The sequence below is a fragment of the Roseiconus lacunae genome (genome assembly GCF_008312935.1).
GTDB lineage: Bacteria > Planctomycetota > Planctomycetia > Pirellulales > Pirellulaceae > Stieleria > Stieleria lacunae.
Genome location: NZ_VSZO01000053.1, coordinates 327,272 through 352,268 on the forward strand (window position 1 = coordinate 327,272; position 24,997 = coordinate 352,268).

The 24,997-nt window shown below is 55.0% G+C and carries 11 protein-coding genes and 1 pseudogene; 6 read left to right on the forward strand and 6 right to left on the reverse strand.

Translation table 11 applies throughout. The features are described from left to right. Positions 1 to 219 precede the first annotated feature (219 nt). The 5 genes from FYC48_RS24320 to FYC48_RS24340 all read right to left on the reverse strand — a co-directional run bounded on the left by FYC48_RS24320 (position 220) and on the right by FYC48_RS24340 (position 14,331). Positions 220 to 7,518 (reverse strand): hypothetical protein, encoded by a 7,299-nt coding sequence (locus FYC48_RS24320; protein WP_149499383.1) that lies wholly within the window; start codon positions 7,516 to 7,518, stop codon positions 220 to 222. Next, complete coding sequence (locus FYC48_RS24325) at positions 7,515 to 11,078, reverse strand: hypothetical protein (RefSeq protein WP_149499384.1); 3,564 nt, start codon at positions 11,076 to 11,078, stop codon at positions 7,515 to 7,517. The genes FYC48_RS24320 and FYC48_RS24325 overlap by 4 nt, the downstream gene beginning before the upstream one ends. A 584-nt stretch (positions 11,079 to 11,662) precedes the next feature. Next, positions 11,663 to 12,340: a hypothetical protein gene (locus tag FYC48_RS24330; RefSeq protein ID WP_149499385.1), complete on the reverse strand. Its 678-nt coding sequence runs from the start codon at positions 12,338 to 12,340 to the stop codon at positions 11,663 to 11,665. Between the two features lie 253 nt (positions 12,341 to 12,593). Further along, positions 12,594 to 13,187 carry a peroxiredoxin gene (locus FYC48_RS24335; RefSeq protein ID WP_149499386.1) on the reverse strand — a complete coding sequence of 198 codons (594 nt, stop codon included), beginning with the start codon at positions 13,185 to 13,187 and terminating at the stop codon, positions 12,594 to 12,596. Positions 13,188 to 13,470: 283 nt separating this feature from the next. Further along, entirely contained in the window at positions 13,471 to 14,331 is an 861-nt protein-coding gene (locus tag FYC48_RS24340) for an EF-hand domain-containing protein (protein ID WP_149499387.1), read from the reverse strand. Positions 14,332 to 14,536: 205 nt separating this feature from the next. Between FYC48_RS24340 and FYC48_RS28530 the strand changes: the two genes are divergently transcribed. Then, positions 14,537 to 14,755 carry a CPXCG motif-containing cysteine-rich protein gene (locus FYC48_RS28530; RefSeq protein ID WP_230774310.1) on the forward strand — a complete coding sequence of 73 codons (219 nt, stop codon included), beginning with the start codon at positions 14,537 to 14,539 and terminating at the stop codon, positions 14,753 to 14,755. Positions 14,756 to 15,108: 353 nt separating this feature from the next. Next, positions 15,109 to 16,452: a hypothetical protein gene (locus tag FYC48_RS24350; RefSeq protein ID WP_149499389.1), complete on the forward strand. Its 1,344-nt coding sequence runs from the start codon at positions 15,109 to 15,111 to the stop codon at positions 16,450 to 16,452. Between the two features lie 34 nt (positions 16,453 to 16,486). Here FYC48_RS24350 and FYC48_RS24355 read toward each other — a convergent pair whose 3' ends face one another. After that, positions 16,487 to 21,505 carry a vWA domain-containing protein gene (locus tag FYC48_RS24355; protein ID WP_149499390.1) on the reverse strand — a complete coding sequence of 1,673 codons (5,019 nt, stop codon included), beginning with the start codon at positions 21,503 to 21,505 and terminating at the stop codon, positions 16,487 to 16,489. 67 nt (positions 21,506 to 21,572) lie between these two features. Here FYC48_RS24355 and FYC48_RS24360 point away from each other — a divergent pair, with 67 nt between their 5' ends. From FYC48_RS24360 to FYC48_RS24380, 4 genes and pseudogenes are all read left to right on the forward strand, one after another. Beyond that, positions 21,573 to 22,151, forward strand: a complete 579-nt coding sequence (locus tag FYC48_RS24360) for a tyrosine-type recombinase/integrase (RefSeq protein ID WP_160149748.1) — start codon at positions 21,573 to 21,575, stop codon at positions 22,149 to 22,151. A 79-nt stretch (positions 22,152 to 22,230) separates the two neighbouring features. Continuing rightward, positions 22,231 to 22,692 (forward strand): annotated as a pseudogene (locus FYC48_RS28685) (Rpn family recombination-promoting nuclease/putative transposase). Next, the gene (locus FYC48_RS28690; protein ID WP_160149750.1) at positions 22,626 to 23,093 is read left to right on the forward strand and encodes a PD-(D/E)XK nuclease family transposase; all 468 of its coding nucleotides are present in this window, start codon (positions 22,626 to 22,628) and stop codon (positions 23,091 to 23,093) included. The pseudogene FYC48_RS28685 and the gene FYC48_RS28690 overlap by 67 nt, the downstream one beginning before the upstream one ends. A 379-nt stretch (positions 23,094 to 23,472) precedes the next feature. Continuing rightward, positions 23,473 to 24,897: an NTP/NDP exchange transporter gene (locus FYC48_RS24380; RefSeq protein WP_235034404.1), complete on the forward strand. Its 1,425-nt coding sequence runs from the start codon at positions 23,473 to 23,475 to the stop codon at positions 24,895 to 24,897. Positions 24,898 to 24,997 lie beyond the last annotated feature (100 nt).

Here is a 24,997-nt window from a genome sequence, read left to right on the forward strand (position 1 = left end):
CAGAGAGCAAACTGATGACCCATGGGAGTGCCAGTTCAATGGTGGCAGCTAAGGGCGTCTTGCCGTCGCCACGGCGAGTGCCCCCTGACAGGCCAATCCCCACGATTCGTCATTCGCAAGAAACTTGGAGGCGCCGGCTCAAAGTGTAGTCACTTGTTGAATGACTGTTTGGTCGAACGCTTCGGCATACAGGAGACCAATCGGGATCGCGTTGATCGACTAAGTTGCTCGCGATTGATCACGACCATTGACCGTTGATGAACGTCGAGGTCGCGATTGATGGGCCTTGATCGCGGGAACTGTGATCGCCGTAATAATAACCGCCAAGGCGACAGGCGTTGGGATGAAAAACAATGACAGCAGACCGATGCACAACAGCCAAAGTGCCGGGTGAGTGATCCAGTGTCGGTACCGTCCACGAAACGGCCAGAGCAAAATGATTGCCAACGCAAACGTAACCATCGTGATTATATTAAACAAAGTACGCTGCAACCCTTCGTGTTTCGCGAATCGTTGCTTTAGCAGAGGCACGTCATTGAGTGAGTCAAGTTGTTTCGTTTGCAAGAGTTCATAGTCATAGAACCGAAGTGGTGAGAGCAACGGTTTCGGAAGTTCTGTCTCGGCGGTTAAAAAGCGACCGGCAAACGACAGCAAACGCTCGTCCATGACCTCCCAGCGAGGATCGACAAGATCTTTCTGAGCCTGCGTGATCGGTTCATCCGAAGTGTTCGATTCGCTACCCGGTAATTCGTCGACAGGTGCTTCATCGATACGTTCACCGGATGCGACCGGGCGAGGTTCGAATTGATGACCGGCAAGTGATGCGATCGCGTCGTAACGCCCGACCCAGGGCAATAGCCATCGGGAGATTTCCGCGTCACTGCGTTCGGCCAATAGGTCGCGAGAACGTTCGATTGCCAACACCACGCTCTGTGCCAGCGACAATGCCATTTCGTCGTATCCGGCAGGGGAAGACGCTGGTGGGGCTTCGTCAAGAGTCAGCAAGCGGTCGGACTCTATCGAAGGGGCCCTGAAAAGACTTAGCCATTGAATCCCGGATGGAATATTGACCGGTTTACAAAGGTAATCATCGAGAACTTTATCGGGCGACTCGATTTCAAGAAAGATTTCGATCGACTGTGGGAGCCGACTGTATGCCAAAGGCACCGACAAACGTCTGCGGTGGTTATTTGATTCGTCGCTCGACCGGTCGTCGCTGTATTCGTGGGACGACTGCTTAGGCTGGCTGATTTCACGACCCGCCGCCCACACTCCGATGCACTGGGCGTTTGGCGGTAGTTCAAGCACGACTTCGTTTCCCTGTTCGGGGAGGACATCGAAACGTTGAAACACAGTCGCTCGTTCGCCGGTCAGAAACACTCGTGCGTCGCAACTTAGAGCAACCGGATCGACCGCGGTTTGCGAAAGCGGTTCTAATCGAATCGACCAATTCTTCGTGACGATCGTGTAGGCAGAATACAAGGCAGGGTCGTCAATGATCCCGTCAAAACGCTCGGGCCAATCATGGGGCAATTCCGCTTCTCTTGCCCCACGTCGCCGCCAGTCGATTTTTTCGGTGGTCAAACGCTTGGGTAACAAGACCGTTCGGCGGCCAACAATATTTCCCAACACTCGAATTTCAGGGACCGTCACGCGTCCTTGATCGCGATTGTCGAGTGTGCACGAAAGCAGAACGCTGCTCGGCTGAGATTCAGAATCGCTTGGCTCCTGATCAAAGTGAATTCGAACAACGCTTACGACGAGATCGTTGGAGCTGCGCATGGCCCAGACGTCAGCATTTTCGACGATCACCGATTTGGCCCACGCGCCGGGTATTTCCACGTCAACGTAATCTGGAATACGGTTGGACGTCAGTTCCAGTAGTGTGTTGCAGACCCACTGCCCGTCGACGTATCGCATCAGCGAAGTCTGATTGCAATCGACAGCTGTGCCACGCCGAAGTCGGCGGACTCGAAGGCTTCCGAATCGCCCTTGATCAGGTTTGTCCTTGTCCGACTTCGGTGGCATGACAGAGGTTGGGATTGCCATCACCGGGATTTGCCCCGCTAACAGTTCTTGTCGGCCCACCGCCGGTTTTGCAATTGGGTTTGATTCGGCTTGCTCGGTCAATTCGACGCTGACGGTATTCGTGCGAGTCACTCGGTAGTTGATTGTCGGACCGATCGCTCCGACCGCTTCGAAGTTTGGAATGACGACCTTTCCGTTACGTGCCAAGGTCGATTGACAGACCAGTTCGATCTCCATTTGGCCATCGACGCGCCGATCACCAAGCGAGACCCCCGTCCGTCCGTCAGGTAATTTCGTCCGTAGGGATGATGCCGAGGCTTCGCCGTTGATGCTCTGGCGAAGTAGTTCGAAGCCTTTTGGGATCGCGATCAAGACACGATTGGTGACCGGACGCGGATCGATGACGATCGCGTTGAGCGTCAGTGTCAACGTCGACGAATCGACATGCAGATGATGTTGCATCAACAGCGATGCGTCGGCGTCCTTGTCCTTCCAAAGGGCAAACGAAGGGAAATCGTTTTCGACCATGAATGCTCGGGCCAAGGGACCGGAGTAGCCAACCCAACGATTAAGGAAGTCGTCAGAATTTACAGCAATCGATGACGAAGTTGTTTCCGTCAGGCGGACCGCAGGGGCGGACTCGATCCCGAACATCGTTTGCATCGGCTGGCTAGAATTGGTCGCGACCACATCTGGGACCGGCAGCAGTTTTCGATCTTCGGTTGAAGTGGGATCGTTTAGCAACGACTGAAGCTGCCAAAACAAACGGATCGGTCCTGGCGTTTCGGTTTGTTTGATGAATTGATAAACGCCGACGCTGCTGGCCGATGACGCTTCTTCCAGGGGACCTTCCGCACGCGCCCGTTCACTTAGTTTCCAGGCTGTCGGATCTAAGTTAGTGGGCGGCGGCCCGAGGATGGTGAGTGACAATGACTGGCCCGCTTCGATCGGAGTCACCGAGTCGATCTCGCATTCAACGATGGTCGATTGAACGCCGGCGGCAATTCGATAGGTGCGTCGTAGTGACTGTATCCGTCCCACTTCGACCCTGCGGTCACGCTGGTATTTGATCGCAATTTCACCGACCGGGCCTAGGTCGGCTTCATAACGCCCCAGTTCCGGACGTGATAACGTGCGTCCGAATGGCGTGCCAAGCGACTCCACCAAGACTTCTCGTGGCGCTTCGACGATTAAATTGGCCATGTGGACGATCGGAATCGCCAGGCGAAGTTGATGCGTCACGCCCGCCGTATCGGTGAGTTCGTCAATTGAATCTGCCGACGTCGAAGGGGGAGTTGGCGTCGCAAGGTCCTCCGAAACTCCGTTGCGAGAAGTGACCAGAGACGGCACAAACGTCACTCGCAATTCGAATCGATTCGAACGCGGCGTATCCACAATCACACCTGTCTTGCCATCGACCGAAAAACGTGCGATCTGTGATTCGTCGCCATTGATCAGTTCGATCCTGCGGATGACGTCTGAACGGATTGGCAGGCGAAGTTTGGCTGATTCCCGCGGCGTCGTGATTTGATAGTCCGCTTGGATCTCGGCATCCAGGTCACGACCATTTTCACGTGACGGTTCCAAGATGATGCGGTAACTCGCCGACTGGAATTTTGCCTCGACCGCGACATCCGCATTCACTCGATTGCGTAGTTGGTCGTAGTCCGAACGCGATAAATAAACTTTGTCACCGGTGGGGCGATGGTCCAAGTCTAGCGGCAACAGTAATTCGATCGGACGTTTCGATTCGGCTTCGCTAGGTGGCATCACATTCGATTGAGCGCGAGCCGAATTGGCCGCGAGTCCGAACGCCAAGCCACCGAAAAAGATCCACCACGAGAGTGTCATCGAAAAGTCGACGGAGTCTTTCGATTCACGTTTGTCGCGTAAGAGGACATCACTTAGCGTTGGATCATCGTTTCCTGGGGGGACGAATCGTCGATCATTCAGAACATGAATCAATCCACCGAGTGCGATTGGTACGGCGAGCCAAATCAAGATCGGAAGTTGCCATTGCCAAAAGATCACCGCCGAACTTGCCGTCAAGACTAAGGCGATAAACAGTACGTTGATCCCTTTCGGAACGTACTTAGCGATCATCCACGATATCTGAACCATCACCAGTGATGCCAGCCATCCCAGTGCCAACGCGATGTGCCGAGGCATTAGCCAAAGCGTTACCGACATGTCGGTGGTCAACTGGGGTGTCGTCTTGGTGGTCGAGGACGCTTCGTTGCCACGATTCGTTCTCTGTGACCGATTGGTGTAAAGCAGCACCGTCGTCGGATCGGTGGTATAGATCAGTTGTTGTTCTAATCGATGGCCCTCGACGTTGACTTGGGGGGCGATACATGGCCGTAGCCAGCCGGAGGATTGGTGGCGACGACGCATCGAAAGCGAGATCCTATCGGTTGCGTTTTCCGGTGTGAACCAGATCCCGTCGACCGACTGACTGATCTTCGGTCGAATTCCGTTTTGCTGGATCGAGATCAACTCCAAGTCTTCATCGTGACTGATGTGAATCAATTTACGGGTCGATATCTCGGCAGACATTTGCACGATGTCTTCGTTGCGACTGCTGGCGATGACCTCAACGTTCTGCTTCCAAACCAAACAAGTTCTTGATTCAGTAGGGACTTTCTGCAGATTAATCTCCGGCCGCATCGCGGGATCGTAGCGCAAACGTTGCGAAAGATGGCTAGACGATTCGTCCGGGGTCGTTTGCGGCAACGTCTCGTCTCCTGGGACGAGTGCCACGCCTTCGGGAACGGCATCGATCTCCCAAGGTTCCGATAGGAACAGTTCCGCGTTTTGGCTGCTGTCATCACGCACGCTCGGCAGTTGAATCGAGATGCGATCATTGGTCGATTTCAGTACGCGGCGTCCCACCAATTCATAATCACTGAACTCTCGACCTTCCAATCGGATCACGTAGGTGCCAAGAGGATCATCACCAGGTTCGGAGATGTCAGACGGAGGCAAGCTGACGGTGGCGGAATGGTCGGTTCGTCGCAGCGACCAATCAAACGGTTCTTCGTGAAGCACGCCGGTGAGGACACCCAACTCGCGAATCGGCTGCGAAGTCGCCGAGCGAATCACGATTGTTTCGGCGATGCCGCCGTTTTGATCTCGGATAATGTGTTTAAGCGAGACGCCGATCGACACATCGACCTGTTCCAGCTCCAACGCGGGGATCTGGCCTGAGTCCGATTGCAACAAGATGGTTTCCGACATCGGCTGCAAGAAAGAAACGGCCTGAGCGTCAAGACTTTTTAGATCAACACGATCCGGTAAAAGCACCGAATCTCCGTTCCATCGACGTCGGCCCGGCGCTTGCACGGCGATCAAATGATGGACAAAGCTATCGCGAGGCCGAATGATCCAAGACGGCGGTACACGAAGTATTTCACGATTCCCCAAAAGGTTGCGCCGCGAGACGATCTCGATTTCGAATTCATCGAGTTTGGATTCCGTCGTCGATGGCCATATGGAAATCACGCGTGCTTTCGGAGCGACGTTCACTCGTCGTTTCGTTTGAACGACACGCACCTCATCGATGATCCAGTCCTGGTTGGCATCGATCATAATCGGTGACAAATCGAACGCAGATTGTCGAAAACTCAACCGGGTTGTCGCGCGGATCGAATGAACCGGTTCTTCGCTGACACGCATCCTTGTCCAAATATGATTGACCACACGATCGTCGCGTTGAATCAAACCGATGGTCGACCAGGCTTCGGCGTTTGAATTTTCTTGGGTGAGTGTTGGTTTGCTTGTCGAGGGGCCTTCGCCTGTCAAAATGGTTTGCTGCTGGTCCGGTACTTGCTGAACCGATTGTTGCCACCCTGGCGGAAGATCCCATTTGGCAACTTCGATTGGGCCGTTAATCGTGATGCGTGCGGTCGTCGTTGTTGGGCTCCAGTACACACTTTGATCCATCGGCAATACCGACGGCAAGTAGCACAACCCATTTCCAAGATCCCAATCGGCATGCCCCGTGACCGTTAGCGTCATCAACTCCGAAGCCGATTCGACCGGAGTAGGGATGACCGAACCTTCGGGAGCTGGGGGTGTTTCGTCTGCCGGAAATTTTCCCGGAATCTGAACCGAAATCACCGCCTGACCATCCGTCCGATGGATCACTTGATAATTCGCTTCGAGGAAATTCAGTTGCACGTCAGCGACTTTCCCAACGGGGCATCGCAATCTCATTTGTTCTCGACGAACCGGCATTTCGAGCGAGAGATGGTGAGTCCATTTAAGTCCCGATAGATCAACGTCGTACTGTTTCGTTTCGCGGCGAACGATCAACGCGTTACTGTTCGATTCCGTTGCTCGCTTCCTTGCGTAGATTTCGACACGGTTTAAGCCACCGGCTTCTAACACGTACCATCGGATGTCACCGGCTCGACTTTGGACGTCCGCGTCTGGCGGCGGTCCCGGTCGCTCAACCAGTACGCCGTGACGCGATTCAAGCATCACGTCTTGGTCAACCGAGATCACGAGTCGTGTCTGTGCCGCACGAGGTAGCCGCAAATCGTACTTGCGCATTGCGCCGACGGACTCACCGCGCAGGGTCCAGCTGAACTGGATCTCTGAACGACGAACCGCAACCGGCTCATTCACATCGACCTTCGCTTCAGCATTGGAATCGTCGCGTTCGAGATCGGCGGGTTGAGCAGCCTCGTCGCCGGAGGCGGCGTCACCATCGCTAGCCTTTTGTTCCGGTTTGGGAACCACGGCGATCAATTGACCATCTGCATCTGCCTCAAAGCGGGACTGCGACCCTGCCGTGACGTTCGCCCCCACTCGCACTACGGTGCGCCGAGGTGCGATCGCCAGATTGACGCGTCCTAGCTCGTGACGCACGCCTTCATCGACAGCATGTTCAAACGCTAGCACACTGTGGTCGCTGACCAGCATTTGGTCATCTAGTCGAACATCGTAAAACGCATTCAGTAACCTTGCTTCGGTGTTCCTACTCGATTGCTCGTTTGCCTTCGTCAACAAGGTGCGAAGTTCGTCGAGTGCGACAGGAATGAAATCCTTGGGAACAAGGCCGACCAGTTGCGATTGATAGACACCGATCGGACGAAGTAGCCGCCCGTCAAATCGATCGACCGGCAGAACGACACCAATCGAATCATCGCCCGAATCAGCCGAACTCAGCTCGCCTTCGGCAATGGGTTGGGATTGTCGTTCATCGCCACCTGATACCTCTTCGCCGTCGACCGTCGAAGCCGTGGGCGGGCGACCGTTTTGGGAATCATCGGATGCGAAGTTGTCGGCGGCAGTGTCTTGATTGTCCGCCGGGGCAGCAGTCTCGGAAACTTGTTCGGACGCTTCCTGCGCGGTGTTTTCAGACGCGGTGTTCTCAGTCCCCGTATTTTCTTGTGAAAAGACTGTTTGCGGCGGCCCGAACAACGTTATCGTTAGCCCGCTAATCAGACAAGCAAAACGTAGCGTCAGTGTAGTACGCCCGATCACGACGAAACCTCATCGGGCGCCGACGTGACGTCTTCGGGACCGATTGAATGGGTCACCGCGATACTGCTTGGCGAGCGAAACTCGGCTTGTCGGCCGTTCCGCGTCGACGGTTCGAAGCGTGACGCCGACGCACGAGAAATTTGACTGCTACTGAGGACTCGTGAAGGCGTCGGAACGACCAGACTGCGGATCGCCAACATGACCGCAACGACGATCAATGCCAACATCGAAACCTGCCCCAAAAGCACCGTCGCGTCAGGGGCGATAAACAACAGTCCGACCAGCAACACAATGCCCATCATTAACGTGACCGGATGGCGGGTGACGGGAAAGTAAGTCAACATCGCCGTACACATGACGACCAGACTCGCCACCACCAGCCAGATCAAGGTGCGCGTTCCCGTGTATGCGCTAAAGGCCCGGTCGTCCATCGACGAAAACAAATATCGATTTCCACTGTTGGGCATCGGCGTCAATTCAACGAACTCGGCGTCTGCTTGCACCATTCGATTGACCAACGCAGTTTCGGCCAACAATGGTTGACGAACGAGCCATCGATCAAATGTCCAACGCATCAGCCGACCCACCGAAGCTTTACTCCCCAACAGATGGCTGTTCGGCGGTGTGGTCAGCTGCCAATACACCTCTTGCAATCCGGGGCCAAAGGTGACCAAGGGAGAGACCTTTTCGATCAAGCCTGACGCCGTGCGATCTTGCCACAAACGGACATCGATGACGTGCGGTGACTTCGTCTCTTTGGGGAGTCGCAGTTGGATGGTTTGGTCGATCAAGCGAAACGCCGCCGGCTTTCCGTCGATCAGTACTTTTGCGTCTGGCTCTAAGGGGCCGACCAGTTCAATGACAAACTCGCCCGCCCCGTCAACAACCGCGATGATCTGATCATGTTGTGTGACTTCGTTGACTATTGTTCGGATGAAGACCTTACCGACAAGCAATTCGTTCGCGATTCGTGCTTGTGGTGAAAGTTTCAGTCTGATCGGTGATTTTGGCAGACTGCGATAACGCAACACCGAATCGTCTATTAAGTCATCGACAGGTTCGAGGACGTGTTGCTGGTTGCCAATCAACTCAACATTGACATCGCCACGTAGGGTGATGTCTTGCACGAGAGGGTACGGCATAGCGAAGGTCGCGTTGGCCGATTGATCCTGCTGTGACTGCGTAACCGCCCACGCCCTTTGGAACCGAAGTTCCATGGTCCCGTCGGTGAGCGCGTCGGAGACGACGTCAAAGTAGTCAACCTCACCCACTGCCGAGTTTGAAACGGGCGTGTCTGCTGTGTTTGAGTTTGCTGGGGCGTCCGGAGACGCGTTTGCCGCTGTTGTAATCCCAACGGCAGCGACGTTGCCTAGGCCTGCGGCGCCATCAACAACCGGTACGAGGCTTGCCGGTCGGCCTTGCACTAGCACCGTCCAGGGAACGGAGCGGCCGAAACGTTGATCAGAAGGCTTCGTTCCGGAAGCCGCTGTTACCGTGTCAGTGGGAGTTAATCCGGTGGCGGCGGTGACCAGTTTGGGAACCGCGATACGTAATCGACCTTCCAAGTCCGTTTGGGATTGGATCTTCCAACGAACGACCGTATCGATCTCGTCGACTTCTAACTGAACCTTGGCATCGAACGACTCGAAGACGAGGCGAGGCGGTTGTTCGACCAAGTCACCGATAAGACGCGACTCGGCATCGGCCGGAACGATCGCAAATCGGCGTATCGAGTCGTCTTGTTCGGAATCGTCAGTTGGCTGTCGCTGTAGGTTTTCCGAGCGTCCCAAGTCGACTACCAAAGCACGACGCCCTCGACTACTGAGTTCGAGTGTTGATTCCGTGACGATCACTGGTTCTTGCCCATCGCCAGGGTCGACAATGCGAGGGATCGTGAGGTCGATTTGTTTGTGGACTTGTTCTTTTTCGTCGTCGGTTGGTTCGAAAACACGCCTGGCTTTGATCAGGATGGGGATGGATTCTTCCATGCCTGTGTAGGCATTTTCAATTTCGACGAACTCATCTCTGTCATAGCGTGCGATGCGAGCGCCGGTGCGAGCGTTTTCAACGGATAGGATTTGCCACCCGGCCATGTCCACGGTCAAGAGTCGGTTCGGACTGCTGTTTCCTGCCGAGCGTATGTCGAGTGTAAGGTTTGCGTAATTGTCACGCAGTTCGATGTTGGTCGAGTTGGTGACACGGATTTCCCGGCGGGTCGCATCAAGCCAAAGGGGAAGGTTGAATTCGCTGCGGATAAATTGGAATTGATGGACATTTTCACCGTTGGAGGAATCGTCCGCGTCGCCACCGGCAATTTTGCTTACTGATGCAAGCTCGCGCCAGCGGAGACGGTATTCGGGGCCCGCGATTAAGCGAATCATACCTCGACTGCGAACCGCGCCGACTACCACGGGAACTTGAAAACGCAACGGATCGGCGGCCGTCGGAGATTCGCTTTCCAACTCGACGCGGAACGACAACGCAATACTCTTTTGACGTTCCGCTTTAGGTAGGATGACCGAGTAGAGCGACGGATCATCAGGATTGGTTTGAGCTGTTTCGAGTTGGCCAAACTGTCCGCCACCAATCAAACGCGGATTTTCAAGCATCGTCGCATTCTTGGGCAATCGAAGCTGGAAATTCGAGATCGGACCTCGAGGGTCACGAATGGTCATTTCGATGTTCTGGATGAAGGGCTCCTGGGGCGTGTTCCAGGTGACCGACACGTCGCTATTGGATTCCAATTGTGGCGTCACCACCGGCCCGTCTTGCTTTCCCCATTGCAGGGTGAAGTTGCCTCCACTGCTGACGACGTTGAAACGCGTCTTTCCCGATTCATCAACGCTCGTTTCGATCACTTCGTCATCGCGATCGGGGATCTGTCCGACAACCTCGTTGGCGTCAGTCAAAAGGTTGATTTGAGTGGGGGCCGGAGGAAGCCGGAATTGGAGAGACTTCAGGCCATTGTTCTCGACTCTTGCCGCCATCTGCATGCGAAAGGCGACGACCGTGTCTGATTTGACCGCGGCAAGTAACTGCTGGGCCCCGGTTTGACCGTCGATGTCCAAGGCAAGTTTGTTCCCGTTTTCGCGGCCTTGGTAAAACTCTGCCGGTGCCAAGCGATGAAAATTTTCCATCGCCATGGGAATTTCAACCAACTCTTCTCCGGTCGCATCGACCGCGACCCGGACTTCGATCGAAAGTTCAGCTCGGTTGCCGTCAACTCGCCCGCTGATTTGAACGCTCTCGAAGACAAAACGCCGGGATTGGTTCTCTGATTCTTGCTCCAGTTGCCACCACTTTTCATAAGTCAACGGCCCGACATAAACCAATTGCCTGGAGACATCAAAGACCATCATCCCTTTAATCGGAATCTTGCCAGGCTCTACGTTTGCCGCCGTTGGCGAGGGCAGCACAACTTCGGGAGGTGGGTAGGTTCCCGGTGGTTGAGCGAACACCGAACCGCCGACGAGAACACAAGCCATCGCGCACACCAGCATCGCCCAGCGCTGCCGGATTGCACCGGCGTTGTTCTCGATACAGGTGTCTTGGCGAACCATTCGCAATCGGGATGTCGAATGCTTTGCGAGTCGAACGATTGCGAACCCGATTTCGAGCCGTTCGCTTGCAAAGCGGTGATGAGTGAATGAGCGGCGGGCTGTTCGATTTCTTCGAATCGTGGGAAAGCCGAACGGCGTTAGCCATGGCCACCCCGACAACATCCGGCACGAACGCCCGTCGGCTGATCGATTGCACCCGAAATTTTTGTTGTGACGAAGCACTAGGAAAGCGAAACCCGCATTGTTTGCGACATGCCTCTAGTTTACGCAAACTGCAAAGGTGGAAACAGCGATTCCTGACGACTCGGCGCCGGTTTCGCGATCAGAATGCTGTTCGAAAAGCGAAAACGGCAAAATCCTCATAAGCGGATACCACACAAAACGGCGATCTGGTTCACTCCGGTGACCCGAAACGCCTTCTCAGAAGCTCTGCTCTAGCGATCACGATTGGCTGTCGCTGTTGCCCCGACGCTCGTGGGTGGCACTCGGGGAGCACACACTTTCCGCAATTAGCTAAGGAGACGCAGCGGCTCCCTGGCGGTACTGTCCTGTTCGGCGACAGGAGGGGGCACTGCGGTAGGCCACTAATTCAGTGGCAGCGGGCTAGCCGTCAGTGCCTCAGCTGCGTTCCGCAGAGTCTGCTCGTCAAGCGGTTGACCATCGCTAGTCGGTGCACGTTCAATCAAGACCCAGGGTCTGGCCCGGCGGATCACACCTTTCTCGAGAAATTGCCCGAATAATCGTAGACGCGTGCCCGCGTCGTGGGGGATTACTTCGGTGAACGGGGCGTCTCTTCCCCCCAGGATGACAGCAACGCGAAGATCGTCTATTTCGGTCAAAAATGCCATCGCCCCCAAATCAGAGAACTCCATCACTTTGGCTGATTTGCCACCGGACGGCGGGAGGACTAAGTCGATCGTAGGATGCGAATCGAGTAGCGAAGTTTGAACGGAAACAATCCATTCAAAAGCAACTCGTTTGGCAGTCGCAATCCATCCGGGAATCTCGACGGGGCGTACCACCAACCGGTAACCGAATTCGTTGCCCTCGGCCTGCGAGAACGACCAATGCAGCTCATTCGTCCGAACGAATTGTTCGTCAAGTGCAGGCAGCGCCTGGGCGTTGGGGTGACACAACGAAACCGTTGATCCGGAGATAAAAACCGAAGGACCGACCGCGTCGCCAGAGATGTTGTATCGCCAGACCGAGTCTTCAATCTGCCAACTTGCAATGCCGATTCGGTTCGGGGCGGTTAACCACATCCGTCACAATCTCACTAAAAAGGCGATTTGCCTGACCAAGTCAACGCGAAGTCTCGGTCGACTGCGTTGTTGCGGTATCGTGATCACGTCAATCAGCGACCGCAGAAAAAAACGATCGCGATGCCATCCGATTGGAATCGAATCGCATCGCGAGCGGGACTTTACCAAACCAAAATTAAAGCGGCTCGCCCAAGTCAATTCATGCCGTGCATTATTTCACGAAGCACGACAGGAAGCCTGTCCGGTCGCATGCTTAGCCAGCGTACTCGGCGCCGAAGAATTCTTTGCTGTCGTCGACATTTGGCTTGATGGTTCGCGAACCTTCCTGCCAGTTCGCCGGGCAGACTTCGCCGTTCTCTTCGAAGTATTGCAGAGCCTTCACCATCCGGAGTGCTTCATCGACGCTGCGTCCGAGCGGCAGGTCATTGACGACTTGGTGGCGGACAACGCCTTCTTTGTCGATCAAGAACAAGCCACGAAGTGCGACACCACCATCAAGCAAGACGTCGTAGTCACGCGAAATTTGCTTGCTGAGGTCAGAGACCAACGGGTAAGCCGTCTTGCCAATTCCGCCTTCGTTGCGGCTGGTGTTCGTCCATGCCAAGTGCGTGAAATGACTGTCGATCGAAACGCCGAGAATTTGAACGCCCAATTTGGCGAAATCAGCTTCACGCTCTGAAAAGGCGATGATTTCGGTGGGGCATACGAAAGTGAAATCCAATGGCCAGAAGAAAAGCAAGACGTACTTGCCTTTGTAATCGCTCAATGAAACTTCTTTGAATTGCCCATCGGGCATAACCGCTTGTGCTTTGAAGTCAGGGGCTTGCTGGGCGACTAAAACGCTCATGGACTTTGCTCAGGTGTTGAGTGGCGGAAAAATTCATGCTCGTCGCGACATCGGGAAAGTGATTCTTCGATGCCAACGGAACGTTTGATTCGTCCAACACTATCGAGCAGCTAGTCCGATCCGGCAAGCCGTCAGAAAAAAATACGCCCACGGGGCTTCTCCGCCCGATCGGCTGAAGAGCCGAACCCAACCCAGTCGATCTCGACGAAGAACCAGGGAACAGGAAAACTAGAGAACAGCGGATTGGCCCCTCATGCGTGAGTCACCGCAAAGTGGGTGAGGCTTATTCAGCCGGTGGGCGACGCGGACGCTCGCCCCCGGGGGTGTCCTCACCAGAACTTGGACCGCGGCGGCGGTCCATTGCCCGACGACTTTGCATCGCCTTTAGCAACTCATCGCGAGACAATTTGCCGTCGTCATTCTGGTCAGCTCGCTCGACAATCCGTGACATCCACTGTGGCAATTCATCCTCGGAAAGCAAACCGTCGTCGTTTTTGTCTTGCCGCATCATGCGGTCGACGATTTGGGTAGGGTCACCGCCTCGACCAAAGTCTCCACCGCGGAACATTCCCGGTCCTCTTCCACGAGCCTCATCGCCATCCCGCGGGCCTCTGCCTTCGGGACCTCTGCCTTCGGGACCTCTGCCTTCGGGACCTCTGCCTTCGGGACCTCTGCCTTCGGGACCTCTGCCTTCGGGACCTCTGCCACGCATCCTTTCGTCGGTCGGGGGGCCCATGTCCGCCGGACGCAGTTCCGCGAAGTCAATTTTCCCGTCCTTGTTGCGGTCGAGTGTTTTCAGAGCCGTGGCCGCATTGCTGATTTCTGATTCGGAGATTTCGCCGTCGCGATCGGCATCAAGCGCCGCAACGATTGGCAACCGCAGCAGCATCTGTTGGCCTCGCATCGGTCCACCGGGGCCACCAAACCCAGGCCGACCCTCTCTTAACCCACCTTCTCTGGGATCACCATCCCGGGGACCGCGAGGCCGACGGGGCCGACTTTCGTCACGAGGTGTCTTTTCCAAGCGAGATTCGTCCTGTGCATCCTGTCCACGGGCCGGTTCCGACGCAGTACTCAGGCTGATCGCCAAACCCGCCATACCGCACATCGTCACGCGCCAGAACTTTTTGCTGCTTCGTTTCATAATTTGATTCCTACCGGCAACTGAATTTCACCAAAGACAAGCGAGCTGAAAAGGTGACGGCATGATACAATTCCGGAGTGTCGAAACCGGCCCGGATGTTCAACCGTCTACTTCGTACAACACTGGTTTGACGTTGTGGTTTCGCCTTATCGGCATGGTATTGCGGGACAAATTTTCATTCCCTGTGAATCAACAATGGTGCCCCATGGATGAATCGCCCCTCCCAGAGACCTTTGATGGCGAAGGCAGTTATATTTGCGAGAACTGCGGCGAAGAAATTGTGATTCCGCTCGATCCGATCGAAGGCGGCTCGCAAAACTATGTCGAGGATTGCCCCGTCTGTTGCACGCCAATGGTCATCCACGTCAATTTCGAAGGCGCTCATGCGATCGTGTGGGCAGAGTCGGAGCAAGATCGGTTCTGAGCAAACCGCTGGGACAACCCAACCGAACGCTTCACCGCTTTCGCAGATACTTCTGCCTCCTTTGCCAGTCGGGACTAACATGACAAGGTGGTTGAACCCACTTCGAAATCTTGTTTCGTGCTTCGACCATCTTAAATTTTCGGTTTCGGCTCATCAGCCGACGGGCGTTCGTCCCGGTTAATGCACCGAAACCGTGGCTAACGCCATGCGGCGAATCCTGATTTGAATTGTTGACAAAACCTAAGTTAAATCTGCGAAGCAGATAGTGCTCGATCCGACGTTTGACAAGGCACTCGCTTGATTCGAGGCGCCGTCGTTTTCTTATTTACCAGCTCTACACAGAATAACACTCGATGCGTTTACCACCTTGGGCCGCTCAAGCGATTCGAAATGGCGTTGCCGACGTTGCCCGCAAGGCCAGCGATCCCGAGACGATCAAGAAGGTTCGCCAACAGGCGACTGAATTACTTCGCGACCTCCCCGATAACGCGTCCCGGAGCTTCGACAATGCATCGAAAAGCATCGATGCGATTGTGAAAACAGCGTCCGATACGGCTCGAGACGCTTTTGATCAGGGCCGCGCGACGATCCTACGTTGGTCGGAGCGTGAACATGACATTGCCTCCGTTTGTTACAACGCGTCGGGAACGTTACTGCATCGCTACGGTAGTGGCGTTCCTGTCAGTGACCGAGTTTTGCAACTCGGGGCTGATTTGTTGCGGGGCGATTGCCTGAACGAAAACGCCGATCGGCAAATCGCCGATTCGCTGACCAGGCAACTCGATCTTCACCATCATCGACTACTCGTTGCGACCAACCTCGATGCGGCCGTCCGTTCGATTGCTTCGTTAATTGACCGAAGTGACCAATCACCGCGCGAAATCATCATCCATCGCGCACACGCGGTCCGATTGCCGTCGGGAATTCCACTGCCCGATCTTTTTGATGGACATGACGTCAAGCAATGCGGTGGCGTCGACTCGGTCGTGCCAGAGGACTTTCGGTGCAACGATCACTCCATCATCGTCATGGCAGACGATGGCAAGCAGCCGCTCGAACCGATCGAGTTCCCTGGCTCATCCCCCATCCGAATCGCGGTGTTGCCGACCGCGACGATCGATTCCCAGTTTGACAACGTGCCTAGCGTTAAGTCACTATTGAAATCTGGGTTTGATGTCGTGATCACCGCTGGCGGAACACTGACCGGTGGACCGTCGGCGGGATTGATCGCGGGCAAGACGTCGCTCCTTGAATCGATCGAATCAAGTGTACTATGGAACTTCGCGGCTGCCCATCGTTCGATCGCAGCGATGACGCTCGCGTCAATGACCAATCCGTCAGGCCCGCTACAAGTCTTGATGGAAACCGGTGAAGAGAACCTACGCAGTCGGTCCGAGCGGATGGCCACACGCTTGACCGCAAGTGAAGAGATCGCGACTTGTCAAATCGGCAATGCCCCGGCAGTGCTTGTGGACGGGAAGCGATGGTCGCTCCCTTCACGTCAACTCCGTTTGCGACACGTTAACAAGTCGTCGGAAACGTGGGCGGCGGAATTGTTGGATGCTTCCCCGGCACTGATCACCTCAGTTGATGGTGAAGACTTGCTGGTCGATTTGCGCTGGATTCCGGCTTCGTCGGACAGTGTTGTTACGGAGATCATTGCCCCGCCAAGTTCGTCCTCCACGACGTTGCCGTAGATCGCAGTGGGATCTCAAGTCGCGGCAATCTGATTCATCGGCTATCGATATCGATCGAGACGTTTCCTTCGGCGTACAGCGTACTCCCCGTTTTGATTTCTTCACTGTCAGTGACCGAAAGCTTCACATTGGTCGCCACGTCGGAGTATTCGAATTCGCGGACGACGACACGCAAATCGTCATAGATCACCGTTGCCGACTTTTCGGGTAGCGGCGAGGGGAGCACACGGACGGTCGCCAGAGTTCGCTCATCACGGTAAGCCTCGGTCACGACGACCGATAAGTTTCCGTCGTCCTTGATCGTTTTTTCGGTTCGAAAGCTCACCCCAGGGATCGATTCGATCGTTATCGCTTTCGCTTCTGAGACGCTTAGCGGTGCGCCCTCGAGAGGCCTGTCAGCGAATCGCATCCAGGCCTTCACATCGACCTGGTCAAACTGTTGTGGGAAATTATCAATCTTGCACAATAGGATCGGAATCGGTTGTCCGGCTTTGAATTCAGGAAGTCCAAAGAACGAGACTTGTTGACGTCCTTGTTGACGACGCTGACGATCGATCCCGCGGACCTCGATCCAGACGTCTGACGGACGCGGCGTAAACTTTCCGTCCGAACGGTTATTCGTCGCGCTCTCGATCGCAATCTGCAAAGCCAATTGCCGATTGAATCGTTTTCCCATCGGACCGGAATGAACAATGAATCGCGCCGCGTCCGCCTTTTCCGTCTGTAAGCGATCTCGAATCAAGGAACCTTGATATTCGAACGGCCGGTGAACGAGCCTCGTTTCGTCCAGTTGCAACTCAAATCGTTCGCCGCCTTCGACACGAACCTCCGACGATTCATCGATTGGAGCCCCCGAATCAGGCACGACCGCACGAATCGAGTATCGTTCGGCGGGCAAAACGGGTTGGTTTGCCACGGCGTCTGCTCCATCGGGAGGCCATGTTGCGATCGAGATCAGGTCTCCGAATGCTGCTTCGCGGCTTGCCGGCTGTCGACGGCGCTGCCAAGTGACGACCGGTTTGATGCTGATGTCCTGCAGGTATCGAAGCAACGATTGTCCGTCTGCCGCATCAAGTACTTTGGCATGCGGGAATTGACGACGCAGTTCGGTGTCTTGGTCAAGGTACTTGACGATCGTCAGTTGGATATCGTCGCGACGACTATTGGCGAGGTTGATCGCAAGGTTGCTTCCGTCGTTGACCACCAAATCAGGCGTGGAAACCACTTTTGGTTTTCCATCGGTGAGCACGATGATGTGACCCGGCTTTGTCCCAAGCGTTTCATAGGCTTTTTGGATCGCCAGGTAGGTCGGCGTGACACCGATCGCACCAAGATCGTTGATTTCGTTTTTCAAGGCATCCAAATGGTCTGTATCAACTGGGCTCGTTTGACGGACCAAGCGGACATCGAAATTCGGATTGTAGCGAACGCCTTCGTTAGCGCGGATCAAACCGACCGGAGTACGGCGTCCGTCGCGTAGTTCTTCGACGGCAAGTTGTTGCTCACCGTTGTCGATGACCGGAAAGATCTGCCCTTGTTTCTCTACAAACCCGAAGCGGCTACCGAAAACTATGAGGCCAACCTCAACCTGCGGATCGAGGCCATTGAGGAACTGAATCAAAGCATTACGGGCGACATCAAGACGCGACAATCCACTTCCGGCCGTCGAGGTTCGCATCGAACCCGAGCAATCAACGACCAACAACAACCGTTCCGGCTCTTTTAAAGTTCTCGTCACCCTCGCGATCGGGGGGCCATAGTCGGCTCGCTCATAAACCAAACGTCGGCCACCGACCAGATCGTTGACCTTGATCTGTCCGCCACGACGGAGTCCTCGAAAAAAGAGATCGACGTTAAATGCGCTTGCGTCATCAGGGAGCTGCTTCGGAAAGCGTAGCCCGATCGATAGTCGTTGCTGTTTCGAATCGGCGAGTGCTTTGGTGGTCGTCTGACCTGACTCGGGCGATGCGAGGGTGACGATGCCCGGTGGCAGTGAGTCTGGCACCGTCATGAAAAACGCGATCTCGCGGTCGGCGACGAACTTGAGCAACGTTCCGTCACGAAGGTCTTCCGACGGTTCCGGACGCAGGGTCTGAACAGACTCGATCGCTGCTTTGGTCGATCGCACGCGTTGATTCAGGTCCTGTCCCGATAGTTTGGCAGGCAGGTCACCGTAAAACACATTTTGATTTCGCGACCCCAGTAGCTGATCGGCTGCGAAGACACAAAACGCTCGGTCGCCCGGTTTCGCTTGGCACCAAAGCTCGTCAAGCGTTCGCCGGGCGTGGTCGTTTAGAAATAGCTGTTGATCGAGTTCGAACCTTGCCCGGCCGATTTCTGCGACTTCGCGAGGCGAGTGACTAAACAGAACCGTACAACCACGCAGGACCGTGTCCCATTGCGCAAGCGATCGACGCGCCTCGGCCAAGTCGGCTCCCGCCGCGAGTCGATCCACCGGTGACTGACGTACCGTGTCGGTGTGTAGGTTGCGATCCAATTCACCACGCACCAAAGTCGCAACTAACTTTCGAAATTCACCGCCGCGGTTGTGAAACGTTTGTACCAAATCGGAGCTTTGCTGCGCCGTATCGTTTGCCGACGCGATCCTTGAAGATTCATCGGGTTCGAGTTGATTCGAATCGGCCACGGAGGTTAATGGCTGGCTCACGGTGGCGAGCCAATGATCCCAAAAGTGTCGCCCTTCGATGGCCATCCACTGCCAGACTTGGTCTTCACTGGCCGGTATCTGGGTCAGCTTGACATCCCTGCGGGTTTGATCGATCGCCGTTTTATCTGCACGAATTAACTCGCAGAGCCGTTGTTGGATGCGGTTTCTGTCGAACGCATCGTCGACTCCGGTGCCGTGCAATAACGCCAGCACTTGCCGAAGCCCGCGGGCGTCACCTGCTTTTCTTTCGACCGCCTTTGCGATCCGATACTTCAATCGTCCGACGACGGCGTCCATCGCTTTGTCGGCATCCGCATCGGCCGCTTCGATCAACCGAGCATACTTCTCAAAGGATTCGATTGAGCTTTCACGAGGCAGACGCAAGGCCTCGATCAGTTTCCGTGTAGCCTCGGTTGCCGCCCGCAATGAAACGCGACTTTGATCGTCTCGCAATTGTTCTTGCTGTGAAAACGCATCGATATCAGTCAGCAAGGTTTCGCCAATTCGTGGCAAGCGATGCAACATTTCATCGCGACGATCAATCGCTGTCGCAATCCGACCGGCAGCGTCGGCGAGTTGCTCGATTTGTGGCCGCACGGTTTCGTCCCAGCGATTGATTCCTAAGGCTTGAGAATGAGACGAATCGGCGAACAGTTGATCCAAGCACCGCAGTCGATCCGAATTCAGTTCATCGTACCGACCACGAACCCAATGATTGACTCTTAAATCTCCTGAGAACAAAACCTCACGGATCTGACGTTGTGAACGGAAAACAAGGTCACGTTGCGATGGCGATAGGTGCTGCAAATCGTCTGACGCCAACAGACGAATCAAATGCCCTTCCAAAAATTGCGCGGATCGGGCATCGCCGGCAAGTCCCAGTTTTTCGAGCAGTGAATCGGCAAGTTTGATCGCCGATGATTCGAATCGATTCTCCTCAATCCACTGCAGCAGAAATCGTGTCGCTGCGGTCGAACGAAGAGGGATTTGTACGGCGGCCACATCGGGCTTTTTATTCCAGGCCTGAATTGTCGCGGTCAGTTCCGGGGTCGGTGGAGCGATCGGGTGGAAGTAGTCTCGGAGTTCTAGTTCACTTAGTAACATTTCCTTAGGAAGTGTCGGCGAACCGTTTTCAAACTTCGTCAAGTCGGCGCCGCATTGCGAAAGCAACGCGTTAAAGTCATCCCGATAGTTGCGTCCTGCCAACACGAGTTGATCCAACCTTGCCAGACGCTTTTCGAGAGCAGCCCAACCGAGCGGATCGAATGCGAGCGGCGAATGACGCTGCTGGGACAACCGATTGTGACGTTTCCAGAGCTGATTGATTTGCTCAAAGTCGACTTGTAACTGATCAACATTGACTGCCGGCAACGCGGCAATCCTGCGTTTCGCCGGTTGATTGATCAAAGCCCATGCGCGATTTGCGTCGCCAATTAATTTCGGCGACTGCGCGGCGTCCCAGATCACTGCCGCCGAGGTTCGGACGCGAGTTCCAATGTAGTCGGCAACTTCGCCGAGTGTCACGACCGCATTTTCATCTCGGTCTGCGGAGCCGGTCAGGGCATCGACCATCGCCGCCGCAAACAGTCCTTGCCCTTGTCGCGGATCCCACCAACTGCGTTGCCCGCGATCGGCCGAAAGCACGACCGAGATGCGATCTGGTGCACGGTTGACGATTTGTTCGCAAGCCTCCGCGAAAGATTCCGTGAACTGCCCCCAGTCCCACTGAGGTCCGACGCGCGCCGCATCGATAAACATGACGACTTTCAAGCCACGCGACGCATAACGATGTCCATCGAGCGCGGTTTCGACGGCCAAAAATAGCTCTTCGAACGCGACCCAGGAGTCGCGGTTGTCGGCGCGACTGTCCCCGGTTGCCAAGAACGGTTTGCCGCCGTCAACGAATCCGTGCGCACTCAAATAAACCATCAGCATGTCGCCGTTGGGGCCGCCCGGTGTCGCACCGGCAATCGGGTCAACGATCTGATTGACAAGTTTGTCTTCACCCATCACGCCCGAACAATATCGCGGGTCGCTGATCAGTTTGACGTTTTCGTCCGGAGCATTCGGACCGCCTTGAAACCAAGCTTGCAATAAGTCGACGTCTTCGGCCGCGTAAGGATTCGGCGATGTATACAGAGGACTATCGACCGCTCGAGAACCCGACGACGAAACGACCGAGACAATCAGCGGAACTTTCAGGCTCGGCTTTCGAAGCAATACGAAAAGAAGGACGATCGCCAACGCCACCGCGAAAGTCGTCAGCAAACTCACGCGAAACAATAGTTTTCGACGTTCGCGTCCGCGACTACCAAACTCGTTTTCTTGACGGACCGGTCCGGTTTTCGACCGTCGCCAACCGGCGCGTTGACTGGCTTTTGCCATTGTAAATACTGCGTCTTTCGATTCGGTGCGTTTTCATCCACGTTCAATCGACACAGTCTATCGAATTGTGCGAGTTCCTAAAATCGCAGCGCGTCAAACGTATCGACTCGTTAAAGTGTTTGTCTTCACCCCCTACGGCGAAAGGCTCGCACCGCAGAACGCTCTTTCTGGCAACTCGTCGCTAGCCACTCGCCTCTCCTCTCTCGGCTACTCCGGCGAACACTTCGACGCCAAGGCTCAGCAGCCTCCATTGTCCCCGATCAGCACAACGGCGCTCACTTGGATCGACCGCTACGTCAACGAAGTCCGCACAGTGAACGTCCGTCCGATCAGCGGCAGCTATCTGACCATCGGACAGCGCGGTCGCCGCATCAGCCGCAACCGCCTGGCACAAATTGTCAAAGCCGCTCGCGAATCCGCAGGCATCACCAAAGAAGGAGCTTGCCATCTGATTCGCCACACTGCCGCCTCGCTAATGCTCGAAGGAGGCGTCGATCTCCGCAGTCTTAAAGTCTTCCTCGGCCACGAAAGCCTGCAAACCACCCAGCGATACACCCACGTCACGCTCGGTCACTTGCGAAAGGTGTATGACCGCTTGGATCCGGGTGGCGACAAACCATCGAAGCACGACGATTCCAATCCCTGAATGACCTATGGCCTGGACACAGGCTCGCGAATTGGCGAGCCTATGTCGTCTTGAATGTCTCCCCTTCGCGAGTTTCCCGATGCCGCTAGGAATCCGCCCAACTGTCGACTTCGTTTTCAAACTTCTCTTTGGGAGTTTGGAAAACACCGACCTGCTGATTCACCTGCTCAACGCGGTGTTAAAGCCAGAATCGCCAATTGAATAAGTGGAAATCCTGAATCCGTACAACGACAAGATGTTCGAAGACGACAAGTTGTCGATCGTCGACGTGAAAGCGAGGGATTCCAGTGGTGCCTGGTACGTAATCGAAGTGCAAACCACGATTCCCGTTGAGCTTCGTAATCGACTGGTGTTTTACACTGCTGAGCTATTTTCGCGTCAGATGAACGAAGGCACCTCGTACGGGGAACTCCGCCCGGCAATCAGTATCTGCTTCCTCACGGAACCGCTATTCCGGGAGGTGGAGTTTGGCACTTGCGGTTCTCCCTGTACGACGCAGCCCATTCACTGGATTTCGGAGATCAAATCCAACTACACTTGATTCAATTGTCGAAGTATCATGTTAGGGAAGCTGACTTGGTGGATGCCGATGCATTCGAACGCTGGATCTACTTTCTAACGGAGTCGCAAAATCGGGATCCGGACGAACTTCGTCAACTACTTCCCGATGCCACCTTTAGCAAGGCCACAGGAATCCTGGAAATGATCGCCAAAAGCCCCGAATTGCGTCTGATTTACGACGACCGTGCCAAGGAAGCAAAGGACCGGTATTCGGAATTGAAAGATGCCGAAGCAAGGGGAAAGCTGATTGGCCGAATCCAGACGCTTCAAGAGTTGGTGAGTGACACGATTAGCGATGACGCCATACTCTCAAGTCAGACATCTGAATCGCTTGAGAGAATGATACGGGAACTCAAGCTGCGGCTTGTCAAACGCGGGTAAAGTTCACTGCTGCTCGCGGACGCCCGTGCGGGAGCACCAAAACGCATACGACAAATTGATCTGTCAGCGTAGTCCGGCACGCCGCCAATCGCACTCTTTCATCGCGGCCATTCACGGTAATACGCAGTTAAATCTTTGAAGGCGGCCCAAGTCTTCACCTTCGCCCCCTACGGGAAAGCGATGGGTGTGGATCACTGGCGGCTCGCGCGATTCCGGCGACCGGGTATGATGCCTGGACACCTTCCCGACAAGAAGGGCATTCTGCGATAGACTTTGATTCTCAGTTACCGGTTCGTTGCTATGCCGCACGAAAGGCCGGCGGCGAATTCGATCGCGGTCGCATGCTTGATCTTCAAAGTACCTCTAATTTTTCGCCGATGTGAATCGATCGAATCCTTATCAGTCACCGTCTCCGGATGAGTCGTCAGCCGATCAGACGGTCGACGATTTGAATGAGCACATCGCGGAGGCTCCCACGGATTTTTTCGCCGATAGCCGTCAGCTCGAGCGACGCGTGGTGTGGTGGTCGACCGGTTGGTTTTTCTTCACGTTGCTGAGTTACAGCATCGTTCGCCCGATCCGAGAAACGATGGGCGCAATCGGTGGGACGAAACAATTGCAAGGTCTGATGCTGGTGACATTTGTCGTCATGCTGTTCGCCGTTCCCGCGTATTCAGCGCTGGTTAATCGGCTTCCGCGACGATGGCTGGTTCGTGTCATCGTGCATTTCTTTTCGTGCTGCTTGTTGTTTTTCAGCTTTGCCCAGCGATCGGATGTCGCTTTCGTCCAGGTCTGGTCGGCTCGAGCGTTCTTTGTCTGGGTGAATGTGTTTGCGTTGGTCGGGACAAGCGTGTTTTGGTCCGTGTTGGCAGACATCTTTAATAGCTCGCAAGCGAAACGGCTTTTTGGCCGAATCGCCGCCGGCGGCACCGTCGGCGCGATCACAGGGTCTTTCTTAGCCAGTCAAGTCGCGACCTTGGTTTCGCTACCCAATTTAGTTTTGATTCCAGTCGTGACGCTGCAAATGGGCCTCTGGTTCGCTTGGCGAACGGAGCGTTCTGTCGAACAAAGCCAAGCCGCGTTGACTGAGAATACGGCACAACCTCAGCAGCAATCGTCGGCGAATCGTTCGAACGGCGACCGGCTTGCCGCAGGAGGTCTTTGGGAAGGCATCGCCCACGTTTTAAAGTCACCTTACCTACTATCGATCTGCTTGTTTTTGTTCTTCGTTCAAGCGTCCGGTACTCAAATGTATTTCCAACAGGCGGAGATCGTCGGAAGGAGCGTTGTCGACGATCAAGAAAAGATTCGGTTGTTTGCCTGGATCGATTTCGCGACGCAAGTGTTGACGCTGTTCGCTCAGACCGTGCTGTCGGGGTTGATTCTCCGTAAGCTGGGCGTGGCCGTCGCGCTTTGCGTACTTCCGTTGATCTATTTCGTTTCCTTCACCGTGTTATCGTTTCATGCCGATCTGATGGTGGTGGCCGTCGCGATGGTTGTGGCTCGTGCGACGGCCTATGGAATCACGGTCCCTTCACGGGAGGTTCTGTTTACCGTTGTCAGCCGCGAAGACAAATACAAATCGAAGAACTTCATCGACACCGTGGTCCTTCGTGGTGGTGATGCGACCGCCGGGCAACTGCTCGGCTCACTAAAGAACTTTGCCGGGATAAGCTTTTCGGCCGTGAACCTAATCTCGCTTCCGGTCATCGTCGTGTGGATGTATGCCGCCTATCGCCTGGGCAACCGTCAGCGAAAACTCGCGTTGGGTTCAATCGCGGTCGGTAACGCAAAGGATTCCTAAGCCAATCTTTCGGTTTGATACGAACGACAAGCTATTTCTTAGCGCCAGCGGCGGTGCTTTTTCCGGATACCTGTCGCTCATCCGTTGAGCAGACCAACTC

Coding starts and splice junctions, on each gene's coding strand:
- FYC48_RS24330 (WP_149499385.1), bottom strand. CDS start 12,340: ATGTGGTTAACCGCCCCGAACCGAATCGGCATTGCAAGTTGGCAGATT.
- FYC48_RS24325 (WP_149499384.1), bottom strand. CDS start 11,078: ATGGTTCGCCAAGACACCTGTATCGAGAACAACGCCGGTGCAATCCGG.
- FYC48_RS28530 (WP_230774310.1), top strand. CDS start 14,537: ATGGATGAATCGCCCCTCCCAGAGACCTTTGATGGCGAAGGCAGTTAT.
- FYC48_RS24350 (WP_149499389.1), top strand. CDS start 15,109: ATGCGTTTACCACCTTGGGCCGCTCAAGCGATTCGAAATGGCGTTGCC.
- FYC48_RS24340 (WP_149499387.1), bottom strand. CDS start 14,331: ATGAAACGAAGCAGCAAAAAGTTCTGGCGCGTGACGATGTGCGGTATG.
- FYC48_RS24335 (WP_149499386.1), bottom strand. CDS start 13,187: ATGAGCGTTTTAGTCGCCCAGCAAGCCCCTGACTTCAAAGCACAAGCG.
- FYC48_RS24355 (WP_149499390.1), bottom strand. CDS start 21,505: ATGGCAAAAGCCAGTCAACGCGCCGGTTGGCGACGGTCGAAAACCGGA.